Origin of the sequence: Streptomyces flavovariabilis (assembly GCF_000725785.1) — a bacterium.
Classification (GTDB): Bacteria; Actinomycetota; Actinomycetes; order Streptomycetales; family Streptomycetaceae; genus Streptomyces; species Streptomyces hawaiiensis.
Genome location: NZ_JNXD01000020.1, coordinates 239,570 through 261,445, shown reverse-complemented (window position 1 = coordinate 261,445; position 21,876 = coordinate 239,570). Strand labels below are relative to the sequence as shown.

Sequence of the window (21,876 nt, the reverse complement as noted above, 5' to 3'; positions counted from 1 at the left end):
CCAGATCGGCGGCCAGGGCGGCGTCCGTGGGGGACGGGCCCATGTCGATGCCCTCGGCGTCGATGTTGAGCTCGCGGGCCAGACCGAACAGCTCGACCAGGGTCTTACCGGCGGACGCCATGGCGTCACGCGGGCGCATGGCCTGCTTGGTCTCGACGTCGACGATCAGCTTGTCGAAGTCGGTCCGCTGCTCGACACGCGTGGCCTCGACCTTGTACGTGACCTTGAGCACCGGCGAGTAGATCGAGTCGACCGGGATCCGGCCGATCTCCTGGCCGACCTGCTTGTTCTGCACGGCGGAGACGTAACCGCGGCCGCGCTCGACCGTCAGCTCCATCTCCAGCTTGCCCTTGCCGTTGAGCGTGGCGAGGACCAGGTCGGGGTTGTGCACCTCGACACCGGCCGGGGGCGCGATGTCGGCGGCGGTGACCAGACCCGGGCCCTGCTTGCGCAGGTACATCACGACCGGCTCGTCGTGCTCCGAGGAGACGACCAGCTGCTTGATGTTGAGGATCAGGTCGGTGACGTCCTCCTTGACGCCCGGCACGGTGGTGAACTCGTGCAGCACGCCGTCGATGCGGATGGACGTGACCGCCGCACCCGGGATCGAGGAGAGGAGGGTCCGGCGCAGGGAGTTGCCGAGGGTGTAACCGAAGCCCGGCTCCAGCGGCTCGATCACGAACCGGGAGCGGAACTCGTCGACGACCTCTTCGGTCAACGAGGGACGCTGAGCGATCAGCATGTGTGGATCAGATCCTTCAGTCGTGGGCGCCCGCTATTTGACGCCCGACTTGATCCGTCCCCGGCACAGAAGGGACGGGTACTGCAAGGGTACGGGCGATACGGCCCTTTTACGGAGCCGTACCGCCCGAAAAACCTCGGTCTGCGCGAAGCAGCCTCGCGTCAGACGCGGCGGCGCTTCGGCGGACGGCAGCCGTTGTGCGGGGTCGGGGTGACGTCCTGGATGGAGCCGACCTCGAGGCCCGTGGCCTGCAGGGAGCGGATCGCGGTCTCACGACCGGAACCCGGGCCCTTCACGAACACGTCGACCTTGCGCATGCCGTGCTCCTGAGCGCGGCGGGCAGCCGACTCGGCGGCCATCTGCGCGGCGAACGGCGTGGACTTCCGGGAGCCCTTGAAGCCGACGTGGCCGGCGGAGGCCCAGGAGATCACGTTGCCGGACGGGTCCGTGATCGAGACGATGGTGTTGTTGAACGTGCTCTTGATGTGCGCGTGGCCGTGAGCGACGTTCTTCTTTTCCTTGCGGCGCACCTTCTTGGCAGCGCCCTGACGACCCTTGGGGGGCATCTATAACTCCTACGGGAGGTGGTCGGTCCTACAGCGAAGACCGTGGACAGGCGTCCGCTGTGGACTACTTCTTGCCCGGCTTCTTCTTGCCGGCGATGGCGCGACGCGGACCCTTGCGGGTACGGGCGTTCGTGCTGGTGCGCTGACCGCGGACGGGCAGGCCACGACGGTGGCGCAGACCCTGGTAGGTACCGATCTCGACCTTGCGGCGGATGTCGGCCTGGACCTCGCGGCGGAGGTCACCCTCGGTCTTGATGTTGTTGTCGACGTACTCGCGGATCGCGACGAGCTGCTCCTCGGAGAGGTCGCGAACGCGGGTGTTCGGGTCGACGCCGGTGGCGGCCAGCGTCTGCTGCGAGAGGGTCCGGCCGATGCCGAACACATAGGTGAGGGCGATCTCCACGCGCTTTTCGCGCGGGATGTCAACACCGGAAACGCGTGCCATTCAATGGCTCCAGTTATTTGACGGAGGTCTTCCACAGAACCGAATCCCAGCCGCCGTACCAGGTACGAACTGGGTCCCCGGCCTCCGACCGGGGGTGTCAGACCCGGGGGTCTGGGTCCTGCGTATGAACAAATTCAGCTTGCGTCGCGCGAATCCCTGCGAGGAGTGCAGAGGGATCGGTCGTGCGTCAGCCCTGGCGCTGCTTGTGGCGCGGGTTGTCGCAGATGACCATGACCCGGCCGTGACGGCGGATCACCCTGCACTTGTCGCAGATCTTCTTGACGCTCGGCTTGACCTTCATGGTGAGGTTCTCCGGGTCAGTGCCGGCAGCTCCGTCACACGCGGCGGCGGAGCACAGGCAAGATCTACTTGTAGCGGTAGACGATCCGGCCACGCGTCAGGTCGTACGGAGACAGCTCCACCACGACCCGGTCGTCAGGGAGGATGCGGATGTAGTGCATGCGCATCTTGCCGCTGATGTGTGCCAGGACCTGGTGGCCGTTCTGGAGCTCGACCTTGAACATGGCGTTCGGAAGAGACTCGACGACAGTGCCCTCGATCTCGATGGCACCTTGCTTCTTGGCCACGCTTCGCCCTTCGAATCGACTACCTTGATCGACTCTGTGCGAGCGCATGCAGGCATGCGGGTACACAAGAGCCGACGAGTCAGTCTACGACAGGGCTCCCGGAAACACGAATCGAGAGAGTCTGCCCCACCGGGCAGCGCTTTAAGCGCCCCCGAAGGGGCGCGGGGAACTGCGCGCAAGACACCACGAACCGGCGGCCGCCCGTCGGCAGGGCGACCCAACCCGGAAGGCGCACTCAGCCCAGCGGATCCGGCGCGGCGACGATCCCCAGCTCGGCGAGCTTCGCCTTCCCACCGTCGGGAGCCGTCAGCACCAGCGGACCCTCCTCCGTCAGAGCGACAGAGTGCTCCCAGTGGGACGACCACGTACCGTCCGTCGTGATGACGGTCCAGTCGTCCTGGAGGACCTCCGTCTTCGGCGTCCCCAGGGACACCATCGGCTCGATCGCGAGGCAGAACCCGGGCACCAGCTTCGGGCCCTTGCCGCGCCGCCGGTCGACGTAGTTCAGCAGGTGCGGGTCCATGTGCATCTCGGTGCCGATGCCGTGGCCGCCGTAGTCCTCGATGATCCCGTACTTGCCGCCGCCGGGCTTGGGCTGGCGGCGGATGTACGTCTCGATGGCCCGGGAGACGTCGACGAGGCGGTTGCCCTGCTTCATGGCGGCGATGCCGGCCCACATCGACTCCTCGGTCACCCGGGAGAGCTCGACCAGCTCCGGGGCGTGGCCGGAGCCCACGAACGCCGTGAAGGCGGCGTCGCCGTGCCAGCCGTCGATGATCGCGCCGCAGTCGACGGAGATGACGTCCCCGTCCTTGAGGACGACGTCGTCGGACGGGATGCCGTGGACGACGACCTCGTTCACCGACGTGCAGATCGTCGCCGGGAAGCCGCCGTAGCCGAGGAAGTTCGGCTTGGCGTTGTGCTCGGCGAGGACCTTGCGGGCGACCTGGTCCAGATCCTTCGTCGTGGCCCCGGGTACGGCGGCCTCACGGGTCGCCGCGTGAATGGCGGCGACGACCAGCCCTGCCTCACGCATCTTGGCGATCTGCTCGGGGCTCTTGATCTGCACCATGGGAGCTACGGCCTTTCTGGACCTTCGGCGACAACGAATGTCTTCAACGATACGGGGCCGCGTGTCCGACCCCGCCCACACAGCAGCCGCGGCTCCCCGAGGGGAACCGCGGCCGTAGCTGCGTACGGACGACTACTTGTCGTCCTCGCCACGCTTCAGCGCCTCCATGGCGCGCGTCGTGACGTCCTCCACCTTGCCGAGCGCCGAGATCGTGACCACCAGGCCCTGGGCCTTGTAGTAGTCGATGATCGGCTCGGTCTGGGTGTGGTAGACCTCCAGGCGCGTCCGGACCGTCTCCTCGGAGTCGTCGTTGCGCTGGTACAGCTCACCGCCACAGACGTCGCAGACGCCTTCCTTGGCCGGCTGCTTGTACGTCACGTGGAAGACGTGCGAGGAGTCGTTGCGGCAGATGCGGCGGCCGGCGATCCGCTTGACCACCTCGTCCTCGGGGACCTCCAGGTCCAGCACCGCGTCGAGCTGCATGCTCTCGGTCTCGAGCAGCTCGTCGAGCGCCTCGGCCTGCGAGACATTGCGGGGGAAGCCGTCCAGCAGGAAGCCGTTCTCGGCGTCCGGCTGCTCCATGCGGTCCTTCGCCATCGCGATGGTGACCTCGTCCGGCACGAGATTGCCCGCGTCCATGTAGGACTTCGCCAGTTTGCCGAGTTCCGTCTGCTGGCTGATGTTGGCCCGGAACAGGTCGCCCGTGGAGATGTGCGGGATCGACAGGTTCTTGGCCAGGAACGCGGCCTGCGTTCCCTTACCGGCGCCCGGCGGCCCGACGAGGACGATACGCATCAGCGGAGGAACCCTTCGTAATTGCGCTGCTGGAGCTGGCTCTCGATCTGCTTCACGGTCTCGAGTCCGACACCCACGATGATCAGGATGCTGGTCCCGCCGAACGGGAAGTTTTGGTTTGCCTGGAAACCAACCAACGCCATCGTCGGCACGAGAGCGATCAGACCCAGATACAGCGAACCCGGCCAGGTGATCCGGTTGAGCACGTACGACAGGTACTCAGCGGTCGGTCGGCCAGCCCGGATGCCCGGGATGAAGCCACCATACTTCTTCATGTTGTCGGCGACTTCCTCGGGGTTGAAGGAGATCGCCACATAGAAGAACGCGAAGAAAACGATCAGCAGGAAGTACGTAATGATGTAGTACGGGTGGTCGCCCTTGACGAAATGTTGCTCGATCCAGGTCTTCCAGCCCGAGGTGCCTCCCGCGAACTGAGCGATCAGCGCCGGGATGTAGAGCAGCGACGAGGCGAAGATGACGGGGATCACACCCGCCTGGTTCACCTTGAGCGGGATGTAGGTGGACGTGCCGCCGTAGGAACGACGGCCGATCATGCGCTTGGCGTACTGCACCGGGATCCGGCGCTGGGCCTGCTCGACGAAGACCACCAGGCCGACCATGACGAGGCCGACCGCGATGACCGTGCCGAACTCGATCCAGCCGCCGGCCAGGTCGCCCTGCGTCTTGATGGCCCACAGGGCGGACGGGAAGGTGGCGGCGATCGAGATGAACATCAGGATCGACATGCCGTTGCCGATGCCACGGTCGGTGATGAGCTCGCCGAGCCACATCACGGCCGCCGTACCGGCGGTCATGGTGATGACCATGGTGATGGTGACGAAGATCGACTGGTCCGGGACGATCTGGCTGGCCACGGGGCAGCCCTGGAAGAGAGCGCCGCTGCGGGCGGTGGCGACGAGGCCGGTGCCCTGAAGGATGGCGAGGGCGATCGTCAGGTAACGGGTGTACTGCGTGATCTTCGCCGTACCGGCCTGGCCCTCCTTCTTCAGGGCTTCCAGGCGCGGGATCACCACAGTCAGCAGCTGCAGAATGATGCTCGCCGTGATGTACGGCATGATGCCCAGCGCGAAGATCGTGATCTGCAGCAGCGCGCCACCGCTGAACATGTTGACCAGGCCGAAGATGCCCTGGTTGGCCTGGGCGTTGTCGATACACGTCTGAACGTTGCGGTAGTCGACACCTGGGATCGGGACGTGCGTACCGACCCGGTAGACCACGATGATGGCGAGCGTGAAGAGCAGCTTCTTGCGCAGGTCGGGCGTCTTGAACGCCCGGGCGAACGCGGTGAGCACGGTGCCTCCTGCGACCCCCGCGCAACTGCGTCAAGGGTGACGGTCTTGAGGTTCGACGAATAGGTAACGGTCAACTGCCGCTCAGAGTGCCCGAAGTGAAGCACCCAGTGAAAAGAGGGCAGTGCAGGCCACCTTACCGGCGAGACTGCCGCCCTAGGAACGACCAACCGGGGATACCCCATATGTGGGGTATCCCCGGTCGGGATCGCTCAGGTCATCGAGACGCCTGTGGTGTTCAGACGAGCTCGGTGACGGAACCGCCGGCGGCGGTGATCTTCTCCTTGGCGGAGCCGGAGACGGCGTCGACCGTCACCTGCAGCGCCACGGAGATCTCGCCCTGGCCGAGGACCTTGACGAGGCTGTTCTTGCGAACGGCACCCTTGGCCACCAGACCCTCGACGGTGACCTCGCCACCCTCGGGGTAGAGCGCGGCGAGCTTGTCGAGGTTCACGACCTGGAACTCGGTCTTGAACGGGTTCTTGAAGCCCTTCAGCTTCGGGAGGCGCATGTGGAGGGGCATCTGCCCACCCTCGAAGCGCTCCGGAACCTGGTAACGGGCCTTCGTGCCCTTGGTACCACGACCGGCCGTCTTACCCTTCGACGCCTCACCACGACCGACACGGGTCTTGGCGGTCTTGGCGCCCGGGGCGGGACGGAGGTTGTGGATCTTGAGCGGGTTGTTCTCCGCCATGATCAGTCGACCTCCTCGACCGTCACGAGGTGGCGGACGGTGTGCACCATGCCGCGGAACTCGGGGCGGTCCTCCTTGACGACCTGCGTGTTGATGCCCTTGAGACCAAGGGAACGCAGGGTGTCACGGTGGTTCTGCTTGCTGCCGATGTACGACTTCGTCTGCGTGATCTTGAGCTGAGCCATTACGCAGCACCAGCCCCGGCACGCGCACGCAGCAGAGCCGCGGGGGCGACGTCCTCGAGCGGCAGACCACGGCGGGCCGCGATCTCCTCGGGACGCTGCAGGCCCTTCAGGGCCTCCACGGTCGCGTGCACGATGTTGATCGCGTTCGACGAGCCGAGCGACTTCGACAGCACGTCGTGGATACCGGCGCACTCGAGCACGGCACGCACCGGGCCACCGGCGATAACACCGGTACCGGGCGACGCGGGCTTGAGCAGGACGACGCCGGCAGCCTTCTCACCCGTGATCGGGTGCGGGATGGTGCCCTGGATGCGGGGAACCTTGAAGAAGTGCTTCTTGGCCTCCTCAACACCCTTGGCGATGGCGGCCGGCACCTCCTTGGCCTTGCCGTATCCGACACCCACGGTGCCGTCACCGTCGCCCACCACGACCAGCGCGGTGAAGCTGAAGCGACGACCACCCTTCACAACCTTGGCGACGCGGTTGATCGCGACAACGCGCTCAACGTACGCGGTCTTCTCGGCGGCAGCAGCGCCGCCGTCACGGCCCTTCCGGTCCCGCCGCTCGCCGCCACCGGCACCGCCACCGCGGCGCTGGGGTCCAGCCATTGGAATTACCTCTCTCTGTTTCCGCTAGCTACGGAACCGACTCAGAACTTGAGTCCGGCCTCGCGGGCGGCGTCCGCCAGGGCGGCGATGCGCCCCGCGTACTGGTTACCACCACGGTCGAACACGACGGCCTCGACACCGGCGGCCTTGGCGCGCTCGGCGACCAGGGCGCCGACCTGCTTGGCCTGCGCGGACTTGTCGCCCTCGCCACCGCGGATCGAGGTGTCCAGGGTGGACGCCGACGCCAGGGTGTGACCCTTGATGTCGTCGATCACCTGGGCCACGATGTGGCGGTTCGAGCGGGTAACGACCAGACGCGGACGCTCCGCCGTACCGTTGATGTGCTTACGGATCCGGATGTGGCGGCGCTTGATCGCGGCGCGCTTGTAGGCGTCGCCCTTAAGGATCTTCTGTCCGTATGCCATGGCTTACTTACCCGCCTTTCCGACCTTGCGGCGGATGACTTCGCCCTCGTACTTGACGCCCTTGGCCTTGTACGGGTCGGGCTTGCGCAGCTTGCGGATGTTGGCCGCAACCTCGCCGACCTTCTGCTTGTCGATGCCCTCGACCGAGAAACGGGTCGGGGACTCCACCTTGAAGGTGATGCCCTCGGGGGCCTCGACCAGGATCGGGTGGCTGTAGCCGAGGGAGAACTCCAGGTTGGAGCCCTTGGCCACGACACGGTAACCGACACCGCTGATTTCGAGCTTCTTGACGTATCCCTGGGTCACACCGGTGATCATGTTCGCCACCAGCGTGCGGGACAGGCCGTGCAGGGCCTTGCTCTGCCGCTCGTCGTTGGGCCGGAGCACCTGAAGGGTGCCGTCCTCGGCCTTCGCGATGTCGATCGGCGCGATGACGGTGTGGGTCAGTTCGCCCTTGGGGCCCTTGACCGCGACCGTACGGCCGTCGATGGTGACGTCCACGCCGGCGGGAACCGGGATGGGGAGCTTGCCGATACGCGACATTGCTGTCTCTCCTCCGTTCCCGAATTACCAGACGTAGGCGAGGACTTCCCCACCCACGCCCTTCTTCTGCGCCTGCTTGTCGGTCAGGAGGCCGTGCGACGTGGAGATGATGGCCACGCCCAGGCCGCCCAGAACCTTCGGCAGGTTGGTGGACTTCGCGTACACCCGGAGACCGGGCTTCGAGATCCGCTTGATGCCCGCGATGGAGCGCTCACGGTTGGGGCCGAACTTCAGCTCCAGGACGAGGTTCTTGCCGACCTCGGCGTCCTCGACCTTCCAGCCCGTGATGAAGCCCTCCTGCTGGAGGATCTCCGCGATGTGCGACTTGATCTTCGATGCCGGCATCGTCACGGAGTCGTGGTATGCCGAGTTCGCGTTCCGCAGACGCGTAAGCATGTCTGCGATCGGATCAGTCATGGTCATGAATTGGCCTTCGGCCTCTCTCGCCGGGGTTTCCTGGTGCGCCATCCCTCTCCCCGATCCGAGACGGGACGGGTGCGGCGCGGTGGACCTACGGCGTAGTAAGTCGTAAGGGCGGCGGCAGACGCCCAACCCCACAAGCCTAAGGCATGTGAGCTGGACGTCCTGCCGCCCCAGATGCTTACCGAGAGCCCTGCGAATCCCCTATTTGGGGGATTACCAGGAGCTCTTGGTCACGCCCGGCAGCTCTCCACGGTGAGCCATCTCACGAAGGCACACGCGGCAGAGGCCGAACTTGCGGTACACGGAGTGCGGGCGGCCGCAGCGCTGGCAGCGGGTGTAGCCACGCACACCGAACTTGGGCTTGCGAGCAGCCTTAGCGATCAGAGCCTTCTTCGCCATCTCGCTCACGCCTCCTTGAAGGGGAAGCCGAGGTGACGAAGGAGCGCGCGGCCCTCAGCGTCGTTGGTCGCCGTGGTCACCACGGTGATGTCCATACCCCGGGTGCGGTCGATCTTGTCCTGGTCGATCTCGTGGAACATGACCTGCTCCGTGAGACCGAAGGTGTAGTTGCCACGGCCGTCGAACTGCTTGGGGGAGAGGCCGCGGAAGTCGCGGATGCGCGGCAGCGCGAGCGACAGGGTGCGGTCCAGGAACTCCCACATGCGGTCGCCACGAAGCGTGACGTGGGCACCGATCGGCTGGCCCTCACGCAGCTTGAACTGCGCGATGGACTTGCGGGCCTTGGTGACGGCCGGCTTCTGACCGGTGATCGTGGTGAGGTCGCGGATGGCGCCCTCGATCAGCTTGGAGTCGCGGGCGGCGTCGCCCACACCCATGTTGACCACGATCTTGACGAGACCGGGGATCTGCATGACGTTCTCGTACTTGAACTCGTCACGCAGCTTGCCCGTGATCTCCTCACGGTACTTCTGCTTCAGACGCGGGCTGGTGGTGGTCGTCATCAGATGTCCTCACCCGTCCGCTTGGCAACGCGGATCTTGTTGCCTTCGTCGTCGAAGCGGTAACCGACGCGGGTCACGACCTTGTTGCCGTCCTTCTCCACGACCAGCTGGACGTTGGAGACGTGGATCGGCGCCTCGGTGGTGACGATGCCGCCGGCCTGCGAACCGCGAGCCGTCGGACCGGCCTTGGTGTGCTTCTTGACCCGGTTGACACCCTCGACCAGGACACGGTCCTCGCGGGGGAAGGCCGCGATGACCTTGCCCTGCTTGCCCTTGTCCTTACCGGTGATGACCTGGACCAGGTCGCCCTTCTTGATCTTCATGCTTACAGCACCTCCGGCGCGAGCGAGATGATCTTCATGAACTTCTTCTCGCGCAGCTCCCGGCCCACCGGGCCGAAGATACGGGTGCCACGAGGGTCGCCGTCGTTCTTGAGAATGACAGCGGCGTTCTCGTCGAAGCGGATGTACGAGCCGTCCGGACGGCGGCGCTCCTTGACGGTGCGAACGATGACCGCCTTGATGACGTCACCCTTCTTCACGTTGCCGCCGGGGATCGCGTCCTTGACGGTGGCGACGATGACGTCACCGATACCCGCGTAGCGGCGACCGGAGCCACCGAGCACACGGATGCAAAGGATCTCCTTCGCACCAGTGTTGTCGGCGACACGCAGTCGCGACTCCTGCTGGATCACGTCTATCTCCTGAATGTCTGCCGGTTCCCGGGGCGGGTGTACTCACACACCCGCCCCGAGCCTGGCGGAACGATGCCTAGGGGGTCCCCCTAGGCGGGATTACTTGGCCTTCTCGAGGATCTCGACGACGCGCCAGCGCTTCGTCGCGGACAGCGGCCGGGTCTCCATGAGGAGGACGCGGTCGCCGACACCCGCGGCGTTCTGCTCGTCGTGCGCCTTGAGCTTGCTCGTACGGCGGATGACCTTGCCGTACAGCGCGTGCTTGACGCGGTCCTCGACGGCGACGACGACGGTCTTGTCCATCTTGTCGCTCACGACCAGACCCTCACGGGTCTTGCGGAAACCGCGGTCCGTCTTGGTCTCTTCAGTCACGTTGCTCTCGCTCATCAGGCGCTCTCCACCGTCTCGATGCCCAGCTCGCGCTCACGCATCAGGGTGTAGATCCGCGCGATGTCCTTGCGGACGGCCTTGAGCCGACCGTGGTTCTCGAGCTGACCCGTCGCCGCCTGGAAGCGGAGGTTGAACAGCTCTTCCTTGGCCTCGCGGAGCTTGTTGAGGAGCTCCTCGTTGCCCAGCTCGCGCAGCTCGGACGCCTTGGTACCGGCCGACATCACGCTTCACCTGCCTCGCGCTTGACGATCTTGCACTTCATCGGCAGCTTGTGGGCCGCACGGGTCAGGGCCTCGCGCGCGATCTTCTCGTTGGGGTACGACAGCTCGAACATCACACGTCCGGGCTTGACGTTGGCGATCCACCACTCAGGAGAACCCTTACCGGAACCCATGCGGGTCTCGGCGGGCTTCTTGGTGAGGGGGCGGTCCGGGTAGATGTTGATCCAGACCTTGCCGCCACGCTTGATGTGGCGGGTCATGGCGATACGAGCGGCCTCGATCTGACGGTTCGTCACATACGCCGGGGTCAGCGCCTGGATGCCGTACTCGCCGAACGCGACCTCAGTGCCACCCTTGGCCATACCACTGCGCTTGGGGTGGTGCTGCTTGCGGTGCTTGACCCTACGGGGGATCAGCATTTCGGTCAGGCCTCCGTTCCGGTGCTCTCAGCCGGAGCGGCGGCGGGAGCGTCGGCCTTGGGGGCCTCGGCAGCCGGAGCCTGCTGCGGCTTACGACCGCGCCCGCCACGCTCGCCACCACGGCCACCACGGGCCGGGCGGTCAGCGCCACCACGGGCCGGGCGGTTACCCGCGCGGGCGGCGGCGTTCTCGGCGCGGACCTCGGCGATGTTCTTGACGTCGCCCTTGTAGATCCAGACCTTCACACCGATGCGGCCGAAGGTCGTCTTGGCCTCGAAGAAGCCGTAGTCCACGTTCGCGCGGAGCGTGTGCAGGGGCACACGGCCCTCGCGGTAGAACTCCGAGCGGGACATCTCGGCGCCACCGAGGCGGCCACCGCACTGGATCTTGATGCCCTTGGCGCCGGCCTTCATCGTGCCCTGCATGCTCTTACGCATGGCGCGACGGAAGGAGACGCGGGAGGAGAGCTGCTCGGCGACGGCCTGAGCAACCAGCTGAGCGTCCGTCTCGGGGCTCTTGACCTCGAGGATGTTCAGCTGGACCTGCTTGCCCGTGAGCTTCTCGAGGTCACCGCGGATGCGGTCGGCCTCGGCGCCGCGGCGGCCGATGACGATGCCCGGACGAGCGGTGTGGATGTCCACACGCACGCGGTCACGGGTGCGCTCGATCTCGACCTTGGAGATGCCGGCGCGCTCCATGCCGGACGTCATCATCCGACGGATGGCGACGTCTTCCTTGACGTAGTCCTTGTACAGCTTGTCGGCGTACCAACGCGACTTGAAGTCGGTCGTGACACCGAGCCGGAACCCGTGCGGGTTTACCTTCTGGCCCATTACCGGGTTCCTTCCTTGCTGCTGACGACCACGGTGATGTGGCTGGTCCGCTTGCGGATCCGGTAGGCACGGCCCTGGGCGCGCGGACGGAACCGCTTCAGGGTCGGGCCCTCGTCGACGTAGGCCTCGGAGACGAAGAGGCTGTCGACATCGGTGTGGTCGTAGTTGTGCGCGGCGTTGGCGATGGCGCTGTCCAGCACCTTGCCCACCGGCTGGCTCGCGGCCTGCGGGGCGAAACGCAGGACCGCCTGAGCCTCCGTGGCGTTCATGCCACGGATGAGGTCCACCACGCGGCGGGCCTTCATGGGCGTGACGCGGATGTACCGCGCCTGGGCCCTGGCTTCCATGGTTGTCCTTCCAGTGTCTGTCATGGTCATTCCACCCCGCGCTTAGCGGCGCTTCGACTTCCGGTCGTCCTTGACGTGACCCCGGAAGGTGCGGGTCGGCGAGAACTCGCCGAGCTTGTGGCCGACCATCGACTCGGTGACGAACACCGGAATGTGGGTCTTGCCGTTGTGCACCGCGAGCGTGTGGCCGAGCATGGCCGGCACGATCATCGAGCGACGGGACCAGGTCTTGATGACGTTCTTGGTGCCGGCTTCGTTCTGGGCGTCCACCTTCTTGATCAGGTGGTCGTCGACGAAGGGCCCCTTCTTCAAGCTACGAGGCATCTCAACCCGTCCTTAGCGCTTCTTGTTCGTCTTGCGGCGGCGGACGATGTACTTGTTCGACGCCTTCTTGGGCGAACGAGTACGGCCTTCCTTCTTGCCCCACGGGGACACCGGGTGGCGACCACCCGAGGTACGGCCTTCGCCACCACCGTGCGGGTGGTCCACCGGGTTCATGACCACACCACGCACGGTCGGGCGGACGCCCAGCCAGCGCTTACGGCCCGCCTTACCCCAGTTGATGTTGCTCTGCTCGGCGTTGCCCACCTCGCCGACCGTGGCGCGGCAGCGCTGGTCGACCAGGCGGATCTCACCGGACGGCATGCGCAGGTGGGCCATGGAGCCCTCCTTCGCGAGCAGCTGCACCGAGGCGCCGGCGGAGCGGGCGAACTTCGCGCCGCCGCCCGGACGCAGCTCGATGGCGTGCAGCGTGGTACCGACCGGGATGTTGCGCAGGGCAAGGTTGTTGCCCGGCTTGATGTCGGCCCCGGGACCGTTCTCGACGCGGTCGCCCTGGCTCAGGCCACGCGGCGCGAGGATGTAGCGCTTCTCGCCGTCCGCGTAGTGCAGGAGCGCGATGCGCGCGGTGCGGTTGGGGTCGTACTCGATGTGCGCGACCTTCGCCGGCACGCCGTCCTTGTCGTGACGACGGAAGTCGATCACGCGGTAGGCGCGCTTGTGGCCACCACCCTGGTGGCGGACGGTCACACGACCGGAGTTGTTACGGCCACCCTTGCTGTGCAGGGGGCGGACCAACGACTTCTCCGGCGTGGACCGCGTGACCTCGACGAAGTCGGCGACGCTGGAGCCACGACGGCCCGGCGTAGTCGGCTTGTACTTGCGGATTCCCATTTCTCAGTCCTCGTCCGATATCGGACGATCCGACCCGCTTACGCGGTCGGACCGCCGAAGATGTCGATACGGTCGCCCTCAGCGAGGGTCACGATCGCGCGCTTGGTGGACGCGCGCTGGCCGAAGCCGGTGCGGGTCCGCTTGCGCTTGCCCTGGCGGTTGATCGTGTTGACCCCGGTGACCTTGACCGAGAAGACCGACTGAACGGCCTGCTTGATCTGGGTCTTGTTGGCGCTCGGGGCGACGATGAACGTGTACTTGCCCTCGTCGAGGAGCGCGTAGCTCTTCTCGGAGACGACCGGCTTGAGCAGCACGTCACGGGGGTCCGTGAAGGACTTGCTCAGCGGGGTCTCGACGGTGTTCTTGCCCTCGGCGGCGTGGCGGCGCGCCTTGGCGACGCGCGCGGCCTTGGCCTTCTTCGCCGCCTTGGAGGCGATTGCGGGGTGACGGATGGCCATCAGACCTCGCTCCCTTCGGTGTCATTGGCCTTCGGGCCGGACACGAAGGACTCGAAGGCGGCCTTGGTGAAGACCACGTCGTCCGAGACGAGAACGTCGTACGTGTTCAGCTGGCCCGGCTCCAGGATGTGGACCTGGGGCAGGTTGCGGGCGGACAGCCACGCGGCCTCGTCGGCACGGTCGATGACGAGCAGCAGGTTCTTGCGCTCGCTGATCTTGCCGAAGAGGGTCTTCGCGGCCTTCGTCGACGGGCTCTCGCCCTCGATGACGCCGGAGACGACGTGGATGCGGTTGTTGCGGGCCCGGTCGGTGAGGGCGTGGCGCAGGGCCGCGGCCTTCATCTTCTTCGGGGTCCGCTGCGAGTAGTCACGCGGCGTGGGGCCGTGGACGACGCCACCGCCGGCGAACTGCGGCGCACGGGTCGAACCCTGACGGGCGCGGCCGGTGCCCTTCTGGCGGTACGGCTTCTTACCGCCACCGCGGACCTCGCCACGACGCTTGACCTTGTGCGTGCCCTGACGGGCGGCGGCCAGCTGTGCGACGACGACCTGGTGAAGCAGCGGGATGCTGATCTTCTCTACGTCGAAGATCTCGGCCGGGAGCTCAACGGTCCCGGCGGTGTCGCCGGAGGGCGACAGAATGTCAATGGTGCTCATAGTCCTCAGGCCCCCTTGGCCGCGGTGCGGACCAGGACGAGGCCGCCGTTCGGACCAGGTACCGCGCCCTTGATGAGGAGCAGGCCCTTCTCCGCGTCAACGGCGTGAACGGTCAGGTTCTGGGTGGTGACCCGCTCGTTGCCCATGCGACCCGCCATGCGGAGGCCCTTGAACACACGGCCCGGGGTGGCACAGCCACCGATGGAGCCGGGAGAGCGGTGCTTGCGCTGGGTGCCGTGTCCGGCGCCGAGGCCCTTGAAGTTGTGACGCTTCATGACACCGGCGAAGCCCTTGCCCTTGCTCTTGCCGGTCACGTCGACCTTGATGCCGGCCTCGAACACCTCAGCGGTGATCTCCTGGCCGAGCGTGTACTCGCTGGCGTCAGCGGTACGGATCTCGACGAGGTGGCGGCGGGGAGTGACGTCGGCCTTGGCGAAGTGGCCCTTGAGGGGCTTGTTCACCTTGCGCGGGTCGATCTCGCCGAACGCGATCTGGACGGACTCGTATCCGTCGGTGTCGTTCGTGCGGACCTGGGTGACGACGTTGGGGCCGGCCTTGACGACGGTGACCGGAACAACACGGTTGTTCGCGTCCCACACCTGCGTCATGCCGAGCTTCTCGCCCAGGATGCCCTTGATCTGCTTAGTCATCTTTCAGATCACCGGCCCTCAGAGCTTGATCTCGATGTCGACACCGGCCGGGAGGTCGAGTCGCATCAGAGAGTCAACGGTCTTGGGGGTCGGGTCGAGGATGTCGATCAGGCGCTTGTGCGTGCGCATCTCGAAGTGCTCGCGCGAGTCCTTGTACTTGTGCGGCGACTTGATGACGCAGTACACGTTCTTCTCAGTGGGCAGCGGCACCGGGCCCGCGACCGACGCACCAGTACGCGTCACCGTCTCGACGATCTTCTTCGCCGAGGAGTCGATGACCTCGTGGTCGTAGGCCTTGAGCCGGATGCGGATCTTCTGTCCCGCCATGGCTACTCAGTAGTCCTGTCTCTCGTAACGCTCTGGAACCCGGTGTTCCCTTCGTTCTCTCCGACCCACGCGGTCGGGCGTGTCGCACTCTCGCTGACATGGATGTCCCTTGTCCGAACATCCCTGCGGGATTACGCACGGCCCTTCCGGAACCGCAGGCCGGGGCGGCTGCATCAATGGACTGACGCGCCCCACCGGGTGCCTGGCCGGTGCCGCACTAACGCTTCCCGAAAGATTCCCGTACGTCCGCCCCAGCGCTGCCGTGGTGGCAGTTAGGGCGACGAGTACTGTGGGACTCGCTTCCGGTCCTCCCGGCGGGAGGCGCGCAGCATCAACACTCGACCGAGCAACTCCGACAGTCTGCCATATGGGGCAGGGCCGACGCCAATCGAGCCGAGGAGAATACCCCGAGGGTGACGTAGGTCAAACACAAGGCCGGACGACCCCGGGCCACTCCCCCTCGAAGACCCGCTCCAGCTCTGCGTCACAGGCCCGGTGGCCGGCCTTCCCCCAGTCGGGTGTGTCGGACGCCGGCCGCAGCATGCCGGGCAGGTGGGCGACGCCACATGCGGTGGGCATCGGCGGGCGTGATCGGCCCTCCACCGGGTCGGCGATCCGAAGTCACGCCCCCTGTGTCACCGCCCCGGCGGCGTGCCCATGTCCGGGGGCCCCGCTCCGGCCCACCAGCTCACCGGATGGTCCACCGCCACCACCCTCACCCTGGCCCTCGCCACAGCAGCCACAGCGCCCGCCACAGCCGCCTCCCCCTCCGGCAGGCCGAGCACCGACGGCCAGTGGCGCATGGACGGCTACGGCACCGTCCTCTCCCCTTCTCGGACGTCATGGTGCGCAACCTGACGGGCGGCATGACGGCGTTCCTCCCGAACGAGGGGTTCCTGAACCGCTCGGGAGACCGGGCTGTCGGTGTGCTGCGAGGTGGGACCGACGCCGGGCGTCGACGTCGGCACAGTCGGGCGGCCCAGCACATGCGGTGACCACCCCGGGTACGGCAAAGGGGCCCGCACGACCGAAGTCGTACGGGCCCCTTCGAGCCACTCAGGTCAGCAGACCCTCAAGCCAGTCCGAAGACTTACTTGTTGATCTTGGTGACCTGGCCGGCGCCCACGGTCCGGCCACCCTCACGGATGGCGAACTTCAGGCCCTCTTCCATGGCGACGGGCTGGATGAGCTCCACCTTCATCTCGGTGTTGTCACCCGGCATGACCATCTCGGTGCCCTCGGGGAGGGTCACCACGCCGGTCACGTCCGTCGTACGGAAGTAGAACTGCGGGCGGTAGTTGTTGAAGAACGGCGTGTGGCGGCCACCCTCGTCCTTGGACAGGATGTAGGCCTGCGCCTCGAACTCGGTGTGCGGGGTGACCGAGCCCGGCTTGATGATGACCTGGCCGCGCTCGACGTCCTCGCGCTTGATGCCACGAAGCAGCAGACCGACGTTCTCACCGGCCTGGCCCTCGTCGAGGAGCTTGCGGAACATCTCGATGCCGGTGACCGTGGTGGTGGTCTTCTCCTGCTTGATGCCCACGATGTCAACGGTCTCGTTGACCTTGAGGACACCACGCTCGATACGGCCGGTGACGACCGTACCGCGACCGGTGATCGTGAAGACGTCCTCGATCGGCATGAGGAACGGCTTGTCGACGTCACGCTCGGGCTGCGGGATGTTCTCGTCCACGGCCTTCATGAGCTCGAGGACGGAGTTGCCCCACTCCTTGTCGCCCTCGAGGGCCTTGAGCGCCGAGACCTTGACGACCGGCAGGTCGTCGCCCGGGAACTCGTACTCGGAGAGGAGCTCACGGACCTCGAGCTCGACGAGCTCCAGGATCTCCTCGTCGTCCACCATGTCGGCCTTGTTCAGCGCGACGACGATGTACGGAACGCCGACCTGGCGGGCCAGGAGCACGTGCTCCTTGGTCTGCGGCATCGGGCCGTCGGTGGCGGCGACCACGAGGATGGCGCCGTCCATCTGCGCCGCACCCGTGATCATGTTCTTGATGTAGTCCGCGTGACCGGGGCAGTCGACGTGGGCGTAGTGACGCGTCTCGGTCTGGTACTCGACGTGCGCGATGGAGATGGTGATACCGCGCTGGCGCTCTTCAGGAGCCTTGTCGATCTGGTCGAAGGCCGAGGCCTCGTTCAGGTCCGGGTACGCGTCGTGCAGCACCTTGGTAATGGCGGCCGTGAGGGTCGTCTTACCGTGGTCGATGTGACCGATGGTGCCGATGTTGACGTGCGGCTTAGTCCGCTCGAACTTCGCCTTCGCCACGGGGGTCCTCCTGGGGAGTGGTTCTGGTACGCCTTACTCATCGGCGCCAGGTGATCTTTGCTGGAAAGCCCGGGCCCCGGGGCACTCTCACCGCGATTGCGGCGGAATGCCCCTCAAGGCTCCGGAGTCAAGCCTACGGCGTGTAGACGCGGTGCGTTACTCGCCCTTGGCCTTCGCGATGATCTCCTCGGCGACGTTCCGCGGAACCTCGGCGTAGGAGTCGAACTGCATGGAGTAGCTCGCACGGCCGGACGTCTTGCTGCGCAGGTCGCCGACGTAGCCGAACATCTCCGAGAGGGGCACGAGGCCCTTCACGACGCGGGCACCGGCCCGCTCCTCCATGGCCTGGATCTGGCCACGGCGGGAGTTGATGTCGCCGATGACCTCACCCATGTAGTCCTCGGGCGTGGTGACCTCGACGGCCATCATCGGCTCGAGCAGTACGGGGCTGGCCTTGCGCGCGGCCTCCTTGAAGGCCTGCGAACCGGCGATCTTGAACGCGAGCTCGGAGGAGTCGACCTCGTGGTAGCCACCGTCGATGAGCGTGACGCGGACGCCCGTCATCTCGTAGCCCGCGAGGATGCCGAACTGCATGGCCTCCTGCGCACCGGCGTCCACCGAAGGGATGTACTCCTTCGGGATACGGCCACCGGTGACCTTGTTCACGAACTCGTACGAGGCGTCGCCGCCCTCGATCGGCTCGATCGCGATCTGCACCTTGGCGAACTGGCCGGTACCACCAGTCTGCTTCTTGTGCGTGTAGTCGACCCGCTCGACCGCCTTGCGGATGGTCTCGCGGTACGCGACCTGCGGCTTGCCGACGTTGGCCTCGACCTTGAACTCACGGCGCATACGGTCGACCAGCACCTCGAGGTGCAGCTCGCCCATACCACCGATGATGGTCTGGCCGGTCTCCTCGTCCGAGTGGACCTGGAAGGACGGGTCCTCCTCGGCCAGACGCTGGATCGCGACGCCCAGCTTCTCCTGGTCGCCCTTCGACTTGGGCTCGATGGCGACCTGGATGACCGGCGCCGGGAAGTCCATGGACTCCAGGATGACCGGGTTCTTGTCGTCGGACAGCGTCTCACCGGTGGTGGTCTGCTTCAGGCCCATCACGGCGACGATGTCGCCGGCGCCCACCGCGTCGATCTCCTCACGCTTGTTCGCGTGCATGCGGTAGATCTTGCCGATGCGCTCCTTCTTGCCCTTGACGGAGTTCAGCACGGCGGTGCCGGACTCCAGGCGGCCCGAGTAAACCCGGACGAAGGTGAGCTTGCCGAGGTGCGGGTCGCTCATGATCTTGAACGCGAGCGCGGCGAGGGGCTCGTCCTCCGACGGCTTGCGCACGACGACCTGCTCCGGGTCCTTGACGTCGTGGCCCTCGATGGCCTCGACGTCGAGCGGGGTGGGCAGGTAGCGCACGACCGCGTCGAGCAGGGGCTGAACGCCCTTGTTCTTGAACGCGGTACCGCAGAACACGGGGGTGACGGTGGTGCCGCCGCCCTTGCCGGACGCGATGGTGATACGGCGGATCGCGGCGTAGAGCTGCTCCACGGTGGGCTCGGTGCCCTCCAGGTACAGCTCCATCAGCTCTTCGTCGTTCTCGGCGACGGCCTCGAGCAGCTTGCCGCGGTACTCCTCGGCAGCCTCGGCGTGGGTGTCCGGGATGTCGACGGTGTCGTACATCTCGCCCTTGGTCGCCTCGGCCGACCAGACCAGGGCCTTCATCGTCACGAGGTCGATGACGCCCTTGAAGTCCGCCTCAGCGCCGATCGGCAGCTGCATGACCAGCGGCTGCGCGCCCAGGCGGTCCGAGATCATGTCCACGCAGCGGTGGAACTCGGCGCCGGTACGGTCCAGCTTGTTGACGAAGCAGATACGCGGCACGCCGTAGCGGTCGGCCTGACGCCACACCGTCTCGGACTGCGGCTCGACACCGGCGACACCGTCGAACACCGTCACGGCACCGTCGAGCACGCGCAGGGAGCGCTCCACCTCGACGGTGAAGTCGACGTGACCCGGGGTGTCGATGATGTTGATGGTGTAGTCGTTGTCCTCGAGCGGCCAGTGACAGGTGGTCGCAGCAGACGTGATCGTGATGCCACGCTCCTGCTCCTGCTCCATCCAGTCCATGGTGGCAGCGCCGTCGTGGACCTCACCGATCTTGTACGACACGCCGGTGTAGAACAGGATCCGCTCGGTGGTGGTCGTCTTGCCCGCGTCGATGTGGGCCATGATCCCGATGTTGCGGACCTTGGCCAGGTCAAGTGAAGTGGTAGCCATAAGGCTTCAGTCTTCTCTCGGTCTCGATGTGGGTAGCGACTACCAGCGGTAGTGCGCGAAGGCCTTGTTGGACTCGGCCATCTTGTGGGTGTCCTCGCGCTTCTTCACAGCGGCACCAAGGCCGTTGGAGGCGTCGAGAAGCTCGTTGAGCAGACGCTCGGTCATGGTCTTCTCGCGACGGGCGCGGGAGTAACCGACCAGCCAGCGCAGCGCGAGCGTGTTGGCACGACCGGGCTTGACCTCGATCGGAACCTGGTACGTCGCACCACCGACACGGCGGGACTTGACCTCGAGGGTCGGCTTGATGTTCTCCAGCGCGCGCTTCAGCGTGATGACCGGGTCGTTGCCCGTCTTCTCACGCAGACCCTCCATGGCGCCGTAGACGATGCGCTCGGCGGTGGAGCGCTTGCCGTTCAGCAGCACCTTGTTGATGAGGGAGGTCACCAGAGGAGAACCGTAGACCGGGTCGATGATGACCGGGCGCTTCGGGGCGGGGCCCTTACGAGGCATTCTTACTTCTCCTTCTTGGCGCCGTAGCGGCTGCGGGCCTGCTTGCGGTTCTTGACACCCTGGGTGTCGAGCGAGCCGCGGATGATCTTGTAGCGAACACCCGGCAGGTCCTTCACACGGCCGCCGCGCACGAGCACGATGGAGTGCTCCTGCAGGTTGTGTCCCTCACCCGGAATGTAAGCGGTGACCTCGATCCCGCTGGTCAGACGCACACGCGCGACCTTACGCAGGGCCGAGTTCGGCTTCTTCGGGGTGGTCGTGAACACACGCGTGCAGACGCCGCGACGCTGGGGCGAACCCTCGAGTGCGGGCGTCTTGTTCTTCTCGACCTTGTCCTGCCGGCCCTTGCGGACCAGCTGCTGGATCGTAGGCACTACTTCTCCGGTTTCTGTGTGCCGAATGGTGAAGCTAACCTGGAACATCTCCGACCCACGCGGTCGGGTGTGTCGAATCCGTGGACTCCCGCCGCAAGGCAGAAATAAGCGCGGATCACGGTGGCCGGCATCGGCTCGCCGTGCGGTTCATGGCACACACGCGAGCCAGGGCACACCCCAGGCACAAGGTCTGAGCGTACCTACCGCATTCGCTGCGGTCAAAACAAATGGGCAGCGCCCGCATCGCCATGGGGGACATGTCAAGGCCCCGAGCCGTTGTCGATCTTCAATTCGGCGGCGAGTGCCCGGTATGCACACATTCAGGATGCTACGACGGACACCACCGTGAGCAACACCAGAACGAGTGCCCAGCCTGCCGTGGACAACCACCCGAGCACGAGCCCGGTCAGCGCGAGCCCGTCCCCCAGCTCTCCCCGGCTGCGGATCTCGGCCCGGGCCACATGCCCCAGCACGACCGCCGGAAGCCCGGTCAGCCCCATGGTGGGCACGCACAGCAGCCCGCACACCCCGGCCGCGACGGCCTTCCCATTGGTCCGGGGCCGCGGTACGGGCATGAACGTCGGCGGCACGGGCACGACCGAGGCCGGGTGCGGCAGCGGCCCCTGCGGCAGATCCGCGACGAGCAGCGTCAGCTCTCCCACGGTCCGCGCCGCGTACGCCCGCCCCACCCGCCTCTCGAACTCGTCCTGCTCCATCCGCCCCTCGCCGTACCCGGCTCTGAGCACATCCACGGCCCGCTCCCGGTCGGCATGCGACGCGAGCATCGACGGGGCCCCGGAGCCCTGCCAGGGCTGCCAGGACGGATAGGGCTGCGACACGGAGCACCTCCCCGAGGGCCGGAGTCCTTCCATGATGCGCCGAAGCGCGGGCTCCGGCACA

35 protein-coding genes are annotated in these 21,876 nt (G+C 66.2%); 1 reads left to right on the top strand and 34 read right to left on the bottom strand.

Annotated features, from left to right (window positions below):
• The 29 genes from IO24_RS0130825 to rpsJ form a co-directional block, all read right to left on the bottom strand.
• Positions 1 to 742 (bottom strand): DNA-directed RNA polymerase subunit alpha (locus IO24_RS0130825; RefSeq protein ID WP_037668802.1); only part of this gene is annotated, 742 nt, incomplete at its 3' end.
• A 161-nt stretch (positions 743 to 903) separates the two neighbouring features.
• Positions 904 to 1,308, bottom strand: a complete 405-nt coding sequence (gene rpsK, locus IO24_RS0130820) for a 30S ribosomal protein S11 (RefSeq protein WP_003956432.1) — start codon at positions 1,306 to 1,308, stop codon at positions 904 to 906.
• A 64-nt stretch (positions 1,309 to 1,372) separates the two neighbouring features.
• Positions 1,373 to 1,753, bottom strand: a complete 381-nt coding sequence (gene rpsM, locus IO24_RS0130815; protein ID WP_003974244.1) for a 30S ribosomal protein S13 — start codon at positions 1,751 to 1,753, stop codon at positions 1,373 to 1,375.
• Positions 1,754 to 1,940: 187 nt separating this feature from the next.
• Positions 1,941 to 2,054, bottom strand: coding sequence for a 50S ribosomal protein L36 (gene rpmJ, locus IO24_RS0130810; protein ID WP_003974245.1), 114 nt, complete (start codon positions 2,052 to 2,054; stop codon positions 1,941 to 1,943).
• A 64-nt stretch (positions 2,055 to 2,118) separates the two neighbouring features.
• Positions 2,119 to 2,340 carry a translation initiation factor IF-1 gene (gene infA / locus IO24_RS0130805; RefSeq protein WP_003948620.1) on the bottom strand — a complete coding sequence of 74 codons (222 nt, stop codon included), beginning with the start codon at positions 2,338 to 2,340 and terminating at the stop codon, positions 2,119 to 2,121.
• Positions 2,341 to 2,575: 235 nt separating this feature from the next.
• Positions 2,576 to 3,412, bottom strand: coding sequence for a type I methionyl aminopeptidase (gene map / locus IO24_RS0130800; protein ID WP_031141313.1), 837 nt, complete (start codon positions 3,410 to 3,412; stop codon positions 2,576 to 2,578).
• A 132-nt stretch (positions 3,413 to 3,544) separates the two neighbouring features.
• Positions 3,545 to 4,207 carry an adenylate kinase gene (locus tag IO24_RS0130795; RefSeq protein WP_031141311.1) on the bottom strand — a complete coding sequence of 221 codons (663 nt, stop codon included), beginning with the start codon at positions 4,205 to 4,207 and terminating at the stop codon, positions 3,545 to 3,547.
• Complete coding sequence (gene secY / locus IO24_RS0130790) at positions 4,207 to 5,520, bottom strand: preprotein translocase subunit SecY (protein ID WP_031141309.1); 1,314 nt, start codon at positions 5,518 to 5,520, stop codon at positions 4,207 to 4,209. The genes IO24_RS0130795 and secY overlap by 1 nt, the downstream gene beginning before the upstream one ends.
• 235 nt (positions 5,521 to 5,755) lie before the next feature.
• Entirely contained in the window at positions 5,756 to 6,211 is a 456-nt protein-coding gene (gene rplO / locus IO24_RS0130785; protein ID WP_031141307.1) for a 50S ribosomal protein L15, read from the bottom strand.
• A 2-nt stretch (positions 6,212 to 6,213) separates the two neighbouring features.
• Complete coding sequence (gene rpmD, locus IO24_RS0130780) at positions 6,214 to 6,396, bottom strand: 50S ribosomal protein L30 (RefSeq protein ID WP_005481207.1); 183 nt, start codon at positions 6,394 to 6,396, stop codon at positions 6,214 to 6,216.
• Positions 6,396 to 7,004, bottom strand: coding sequence for a 30S ribosomal protein S5 (gene rpsE, locus IO24_RS0130775; protein WP_030671799.1), 609 nt, complete (start codon positions 7,002 to 7,004; stop codon positions 6,396 to 6,398). The genes rpmD and rpsE overlap by 1 nt, the downstream gene beginning before the upstream one ends.
• A gap of 41 nt (positions 7,005 to 7,045) precedes the next feature.
• Positions 7,046 to 7,429 carry a 50S ribosomal protein L18 gene (rplR, locus tag IO24_RS0130770; protein ID WP_007494754.1) on the bottom strand — a complete coding sequence of 128 codons (384 nt, stop codon included), beginning with the start codon at positions 7,427 to 7,429 and terminating at the stop codon, positions 7,046 to 7,048.
• 3 nt (positions 7,430 to 7,432) lie between these two features.
• The gene (gene rplF / locus IO24_RS0130765; RefSeq protein WP_003992368.1) at positions 7,433 to 7,972 is read right to left on the bottom strand and encodes a 50S ribosomal protein L6; all 540 of its coding nucleotides are present in this window, start codon (positions 7,970 to 7,972) and stop codon (positions 7,433 to 7,435) included.
• Between the two features lie 24 nt (positions 7,973 to 7,996).
• Entirely contained in the window at positions 7,997 to 8,395 is a 399-nt protein-coding gene (gene rpsH, locus IO24_RS0130760) for a 30S ribosomal protein S8 (protein WP_030839654.1), read from the bottom strand.
• 213 nt (positions 8,396 to 8,608) lie between these two features.
• Positions 8,609 to 8,794, bottom strand: coding sequence for a type Z 30S ribosomal protein S14 (locus IO24_RS0130755; protein WP_003948630.1), 186 nt, complete (start codon positions 8,792 to 8,794; stop codon positions 8,609 to 8,611).
• Positions 8,795 to 8,799: 5 nt separating this feature from the next.
• Positions 8,800 to 9,357: a 50S ribosomal protein L5 gene (gene rplE / locus IO24_RS0130750; RefSeq protein WP_030839657.1), complete on the bottom strand. Its 558-nt coding sequence runs from the start codon at positions 9,355 to 9,357 to the stop codon at positions 8,800 to 8,802.
• Positions 9,357 to 9,680 carry a 50S ribosomal protein L24 gene (rplX, locus tag IO24_RS0130745; RefSeq protein WP_003992365.1) on the bottom strand — a complete coding sequence of 108 codons (324 nt, stop codon included), beginning with the start codon at positions 9,678 to 9,680 and terminating at the stop codon, positions 9,357 to 9,359. Before rplX ends, rplE begins: the two co-directional genes overlap by 1 nt.
• 2 nt (positions 9,681 to 9,682) lie before the next feature.
• Positions 9,683 to 10,051, bottom strand: coding sequence for a 50S ribosomal protein L14 (rplN, locus tag IO24_RS0130740; RefSeq protein WP_003992364.1), 369 nt, complete (start codon positions 10,049 to 10,051; stop codon positions 9,683 to 9,685).
• Positions 10,052 to 10,150: 99 nt separating this feature from the next.
• The gene (gene rpsQ / locus IO24_RS0130735; protein WP_030839660.1) at positions 10,151 to 10,438 is read right to left on the bottom strand and encodes a 30S ribosomal protein S17; all 288 of its coding nucleotides are present in this window, start codon (positions 10,436 to 10,438) and stop codon (positions 10,151 to 10,153) included.
• A complete protein-coding gene (gene rpmC, locus IO24_RS0130730) occupies positions 10,438 to 10,662 on the bottom strand; it encodes a 50S ribosomal protein L29 (protein ID WP_010036720.1) in 225 nt (74 codons plus the stop codon). The genes rpsQ and rpmC overlap by 1 nt, the downstream gene beginning before the upstream one ends.
• Positions 10,662 to 11,081, bottom strand: a complete 420-nt coding sequence (rplP, locus tag IO24_RS0130725; protein ID WP_030839663.1) for a 50S ribosomal protein L16 — start codon at positions 11,079 to 11,081, stop codon at positions 10,662 to 10,664. The genes rpmC and rplP overlap by 1 nt, the downstream gene beginning before the upstream one ends.
• 5 nt (positions 11,082 to 11,086) lie before the next feature.
• Positions 11,087 to 11,914, bottom strand: a complete 828-nt coding sequence (gene rpsC / locus IO24_RS0130720) for a 30S ribosomal protein S3 (protein WP_030860973.1) — start codon at positions 11,912 to 11,914, stop codon at positions 11,087 to 11,089.
• On the bottom strand, positions 11,914 to 12,261 hold the full coding sequence (rplV, locus tag IO24_RS0130715; protein ID WP_031141295.1) for a 50S ribosomal protein L22: 348 nt from the start codon (positions 12,259 to 12,261) through the stop codon (positions 11,914 to 11,916). Before rplV ends, rpsC begins: the two co-directional genes overlap by 1 nt.
• A 42-nt stretch (positions 12,262 to 12,303) precedes the next feature.
• Positions 12,304 to 12,585 (bottom strand): 30S ribosomal protein S19, encoded by a 282-nt coding sequence (rpsS, locus tag IO24_RS0130710; protein ID WP_003992359.1) that lies wholly within the window; start codon positions 12,583 to 12,585, stop codon positions 12,304 to 12,306.
• Between the two features lie 12 nt (positions 12,586 to 12,597).
• On the bottom strand, positions 12,598 to 13,434 hold the full coding sequence (gene rplB, locus IO24_RS0130705) for a 50S ribosomal protein L2 (protein WP_031141294.1): 837 nt from the start codon (positions 13,432 to 13,434) through the stop codon (positions 12,598 to 12,600).
• Between the two features lie 38 nt (positions 13,435 to 13,472).
• The gene (gene rplW / locus IO24_RS0130700; protein ID WP_031141292.1) at positions 13,473 to 13,892 is read right to left on the bottom strand and encodes a 50S ribosomal protein L23; all 420 of its coding nucleotides are present in this window, start codon (positions 13,890 to 13,892) and stop codon (positions 13,473 to 13,475) included.
• Positions 13,892 to 14,548 (bottom strand): 50S ribosomal protein L4, encoded by a 657-nt coding sequence (rplD, locus tag IO24_RS0130695; protein WP_031141290.1) that lies wholly within the window; start codon positions 14,546 to 14,548, stop codon positions 13,892 to 13,894. Before rplD ends, rplW begins: the two co-directional genes overlap by 1 nt.
• Before the next feature lie 5 nt (positions 14,549 to 14,553).
• Positions 14,554 to 15,198, bottom strand: a complete 645-nt coding sequence (rplC, locus tag IO24_RS0130690; protein ID WP_031141288.1) for a 50S ribosomal protein L3 — start codon at positions 15,196 to 15,198, stop codon at positions 14,554 to 14,556.
• Between the two features lie 18 nt (positions 15,199 to 15,216).
• Positions 15,217 to 15,525, bottom strand: a complete 309-nt coding sequence (gene rpsJ / locus IO24_RS0130685) for a 30S ribosomal protein S10 (protein WP_003948644.1) — start codon at positions 15,523 to 15,525, stop codon at positions 15,217 to 15,219.
• 657 nt (positions 15,526 to 16,182) lie between these two features.
• Here rpsJ and IO24_RS45300 point away from each other — a divergent pair.
• Positions 16,183 to 16,383, top strand: a complete 201-nt coding sequence (locus IO24_RS45300; RefSeq protein WP_157851294.1) for a hypothetical protein — start codon at positions 16,183 to 16,185, stop codon at positions 16,381 to 16,383.
• Between the two features lie 232 nt (positions 16,384 to 16,615).
• Here the strand turns inward: IO24_RS45300 and tuf are convergent, their stop codons facing one another.
• From tuf to IO24_RS0130655, 5 genes are all read right to left on the bottom strand, one after another.
• Positions 16,616 to 17,809: an elongation factor Tu gene (tuf, locus tag IO24_RS0130675; RefSeq protein ID WP_030839706.1), complete on the bottom strand. Its 1,194-nt coding sequence runs from the start codon at positions 17,807 to 17,809 to the stop codon at positions 16,616 to 16,618.
• Positions 17,810 to 17,965: 156 nt separating this feature from the next.
• The gene (fusA, locus tag IO24_RS0130670) at positions 17,966 to 20,092 is read right to left on the bottom strand and encodes an elongation factor G (RefSeq protein WP_031141286.1); all 2,127 of its coding nucleotides are present in this window, start codon (positions 20,090 to 20,092) and stop codon (positions 17,966 to 17,968) included.
• 39 nt (positions 20,093 to 20,131) lie between these two features.
• On the bottom strand, positions 20,132 to 20,602 hold the full coding sequence (gene rpsG, locus IO24_RS0130665) for a 30S ribosomal protein S7 (RefSeq protein WP_003974303.1): 471 nt from the start codon (positions 20,600 to 20,602) through the stop codon (positions 20,132 to 20,134).
• Positions 20,603 to 20,604: 2 nt separating this feature from the next.
• Complete coding sequence (gene rpsL / locus IO24_RS0130660; protein ID WP_003948652.1) at positions 20,605 to 20,976, bottom strand: 30S ribosomal protein S12; 372 nt, start codon at positions 20,974 to 20,976, stop codon at positions 20,605 to 20,607.
• A gap of 320 nt (positions 20,977 to 21,296) precedes the next feature.
• The gene (locus tag IO24_RS0130655) at positions 21,297 to 21,815 is read right to left on the bottom strand and encodes a DUF1707 and DUF4190 domain-containing protein (protein ID WP_031141284.1); all 519 of its coding nucleotides are present in this window, start codon (positions 21,813 to 21,815) and stop codon (positions 21,297 to 21,299) included.
• Positions 21,816 to 21,876 lie beyond the last annotated feature (61 nt).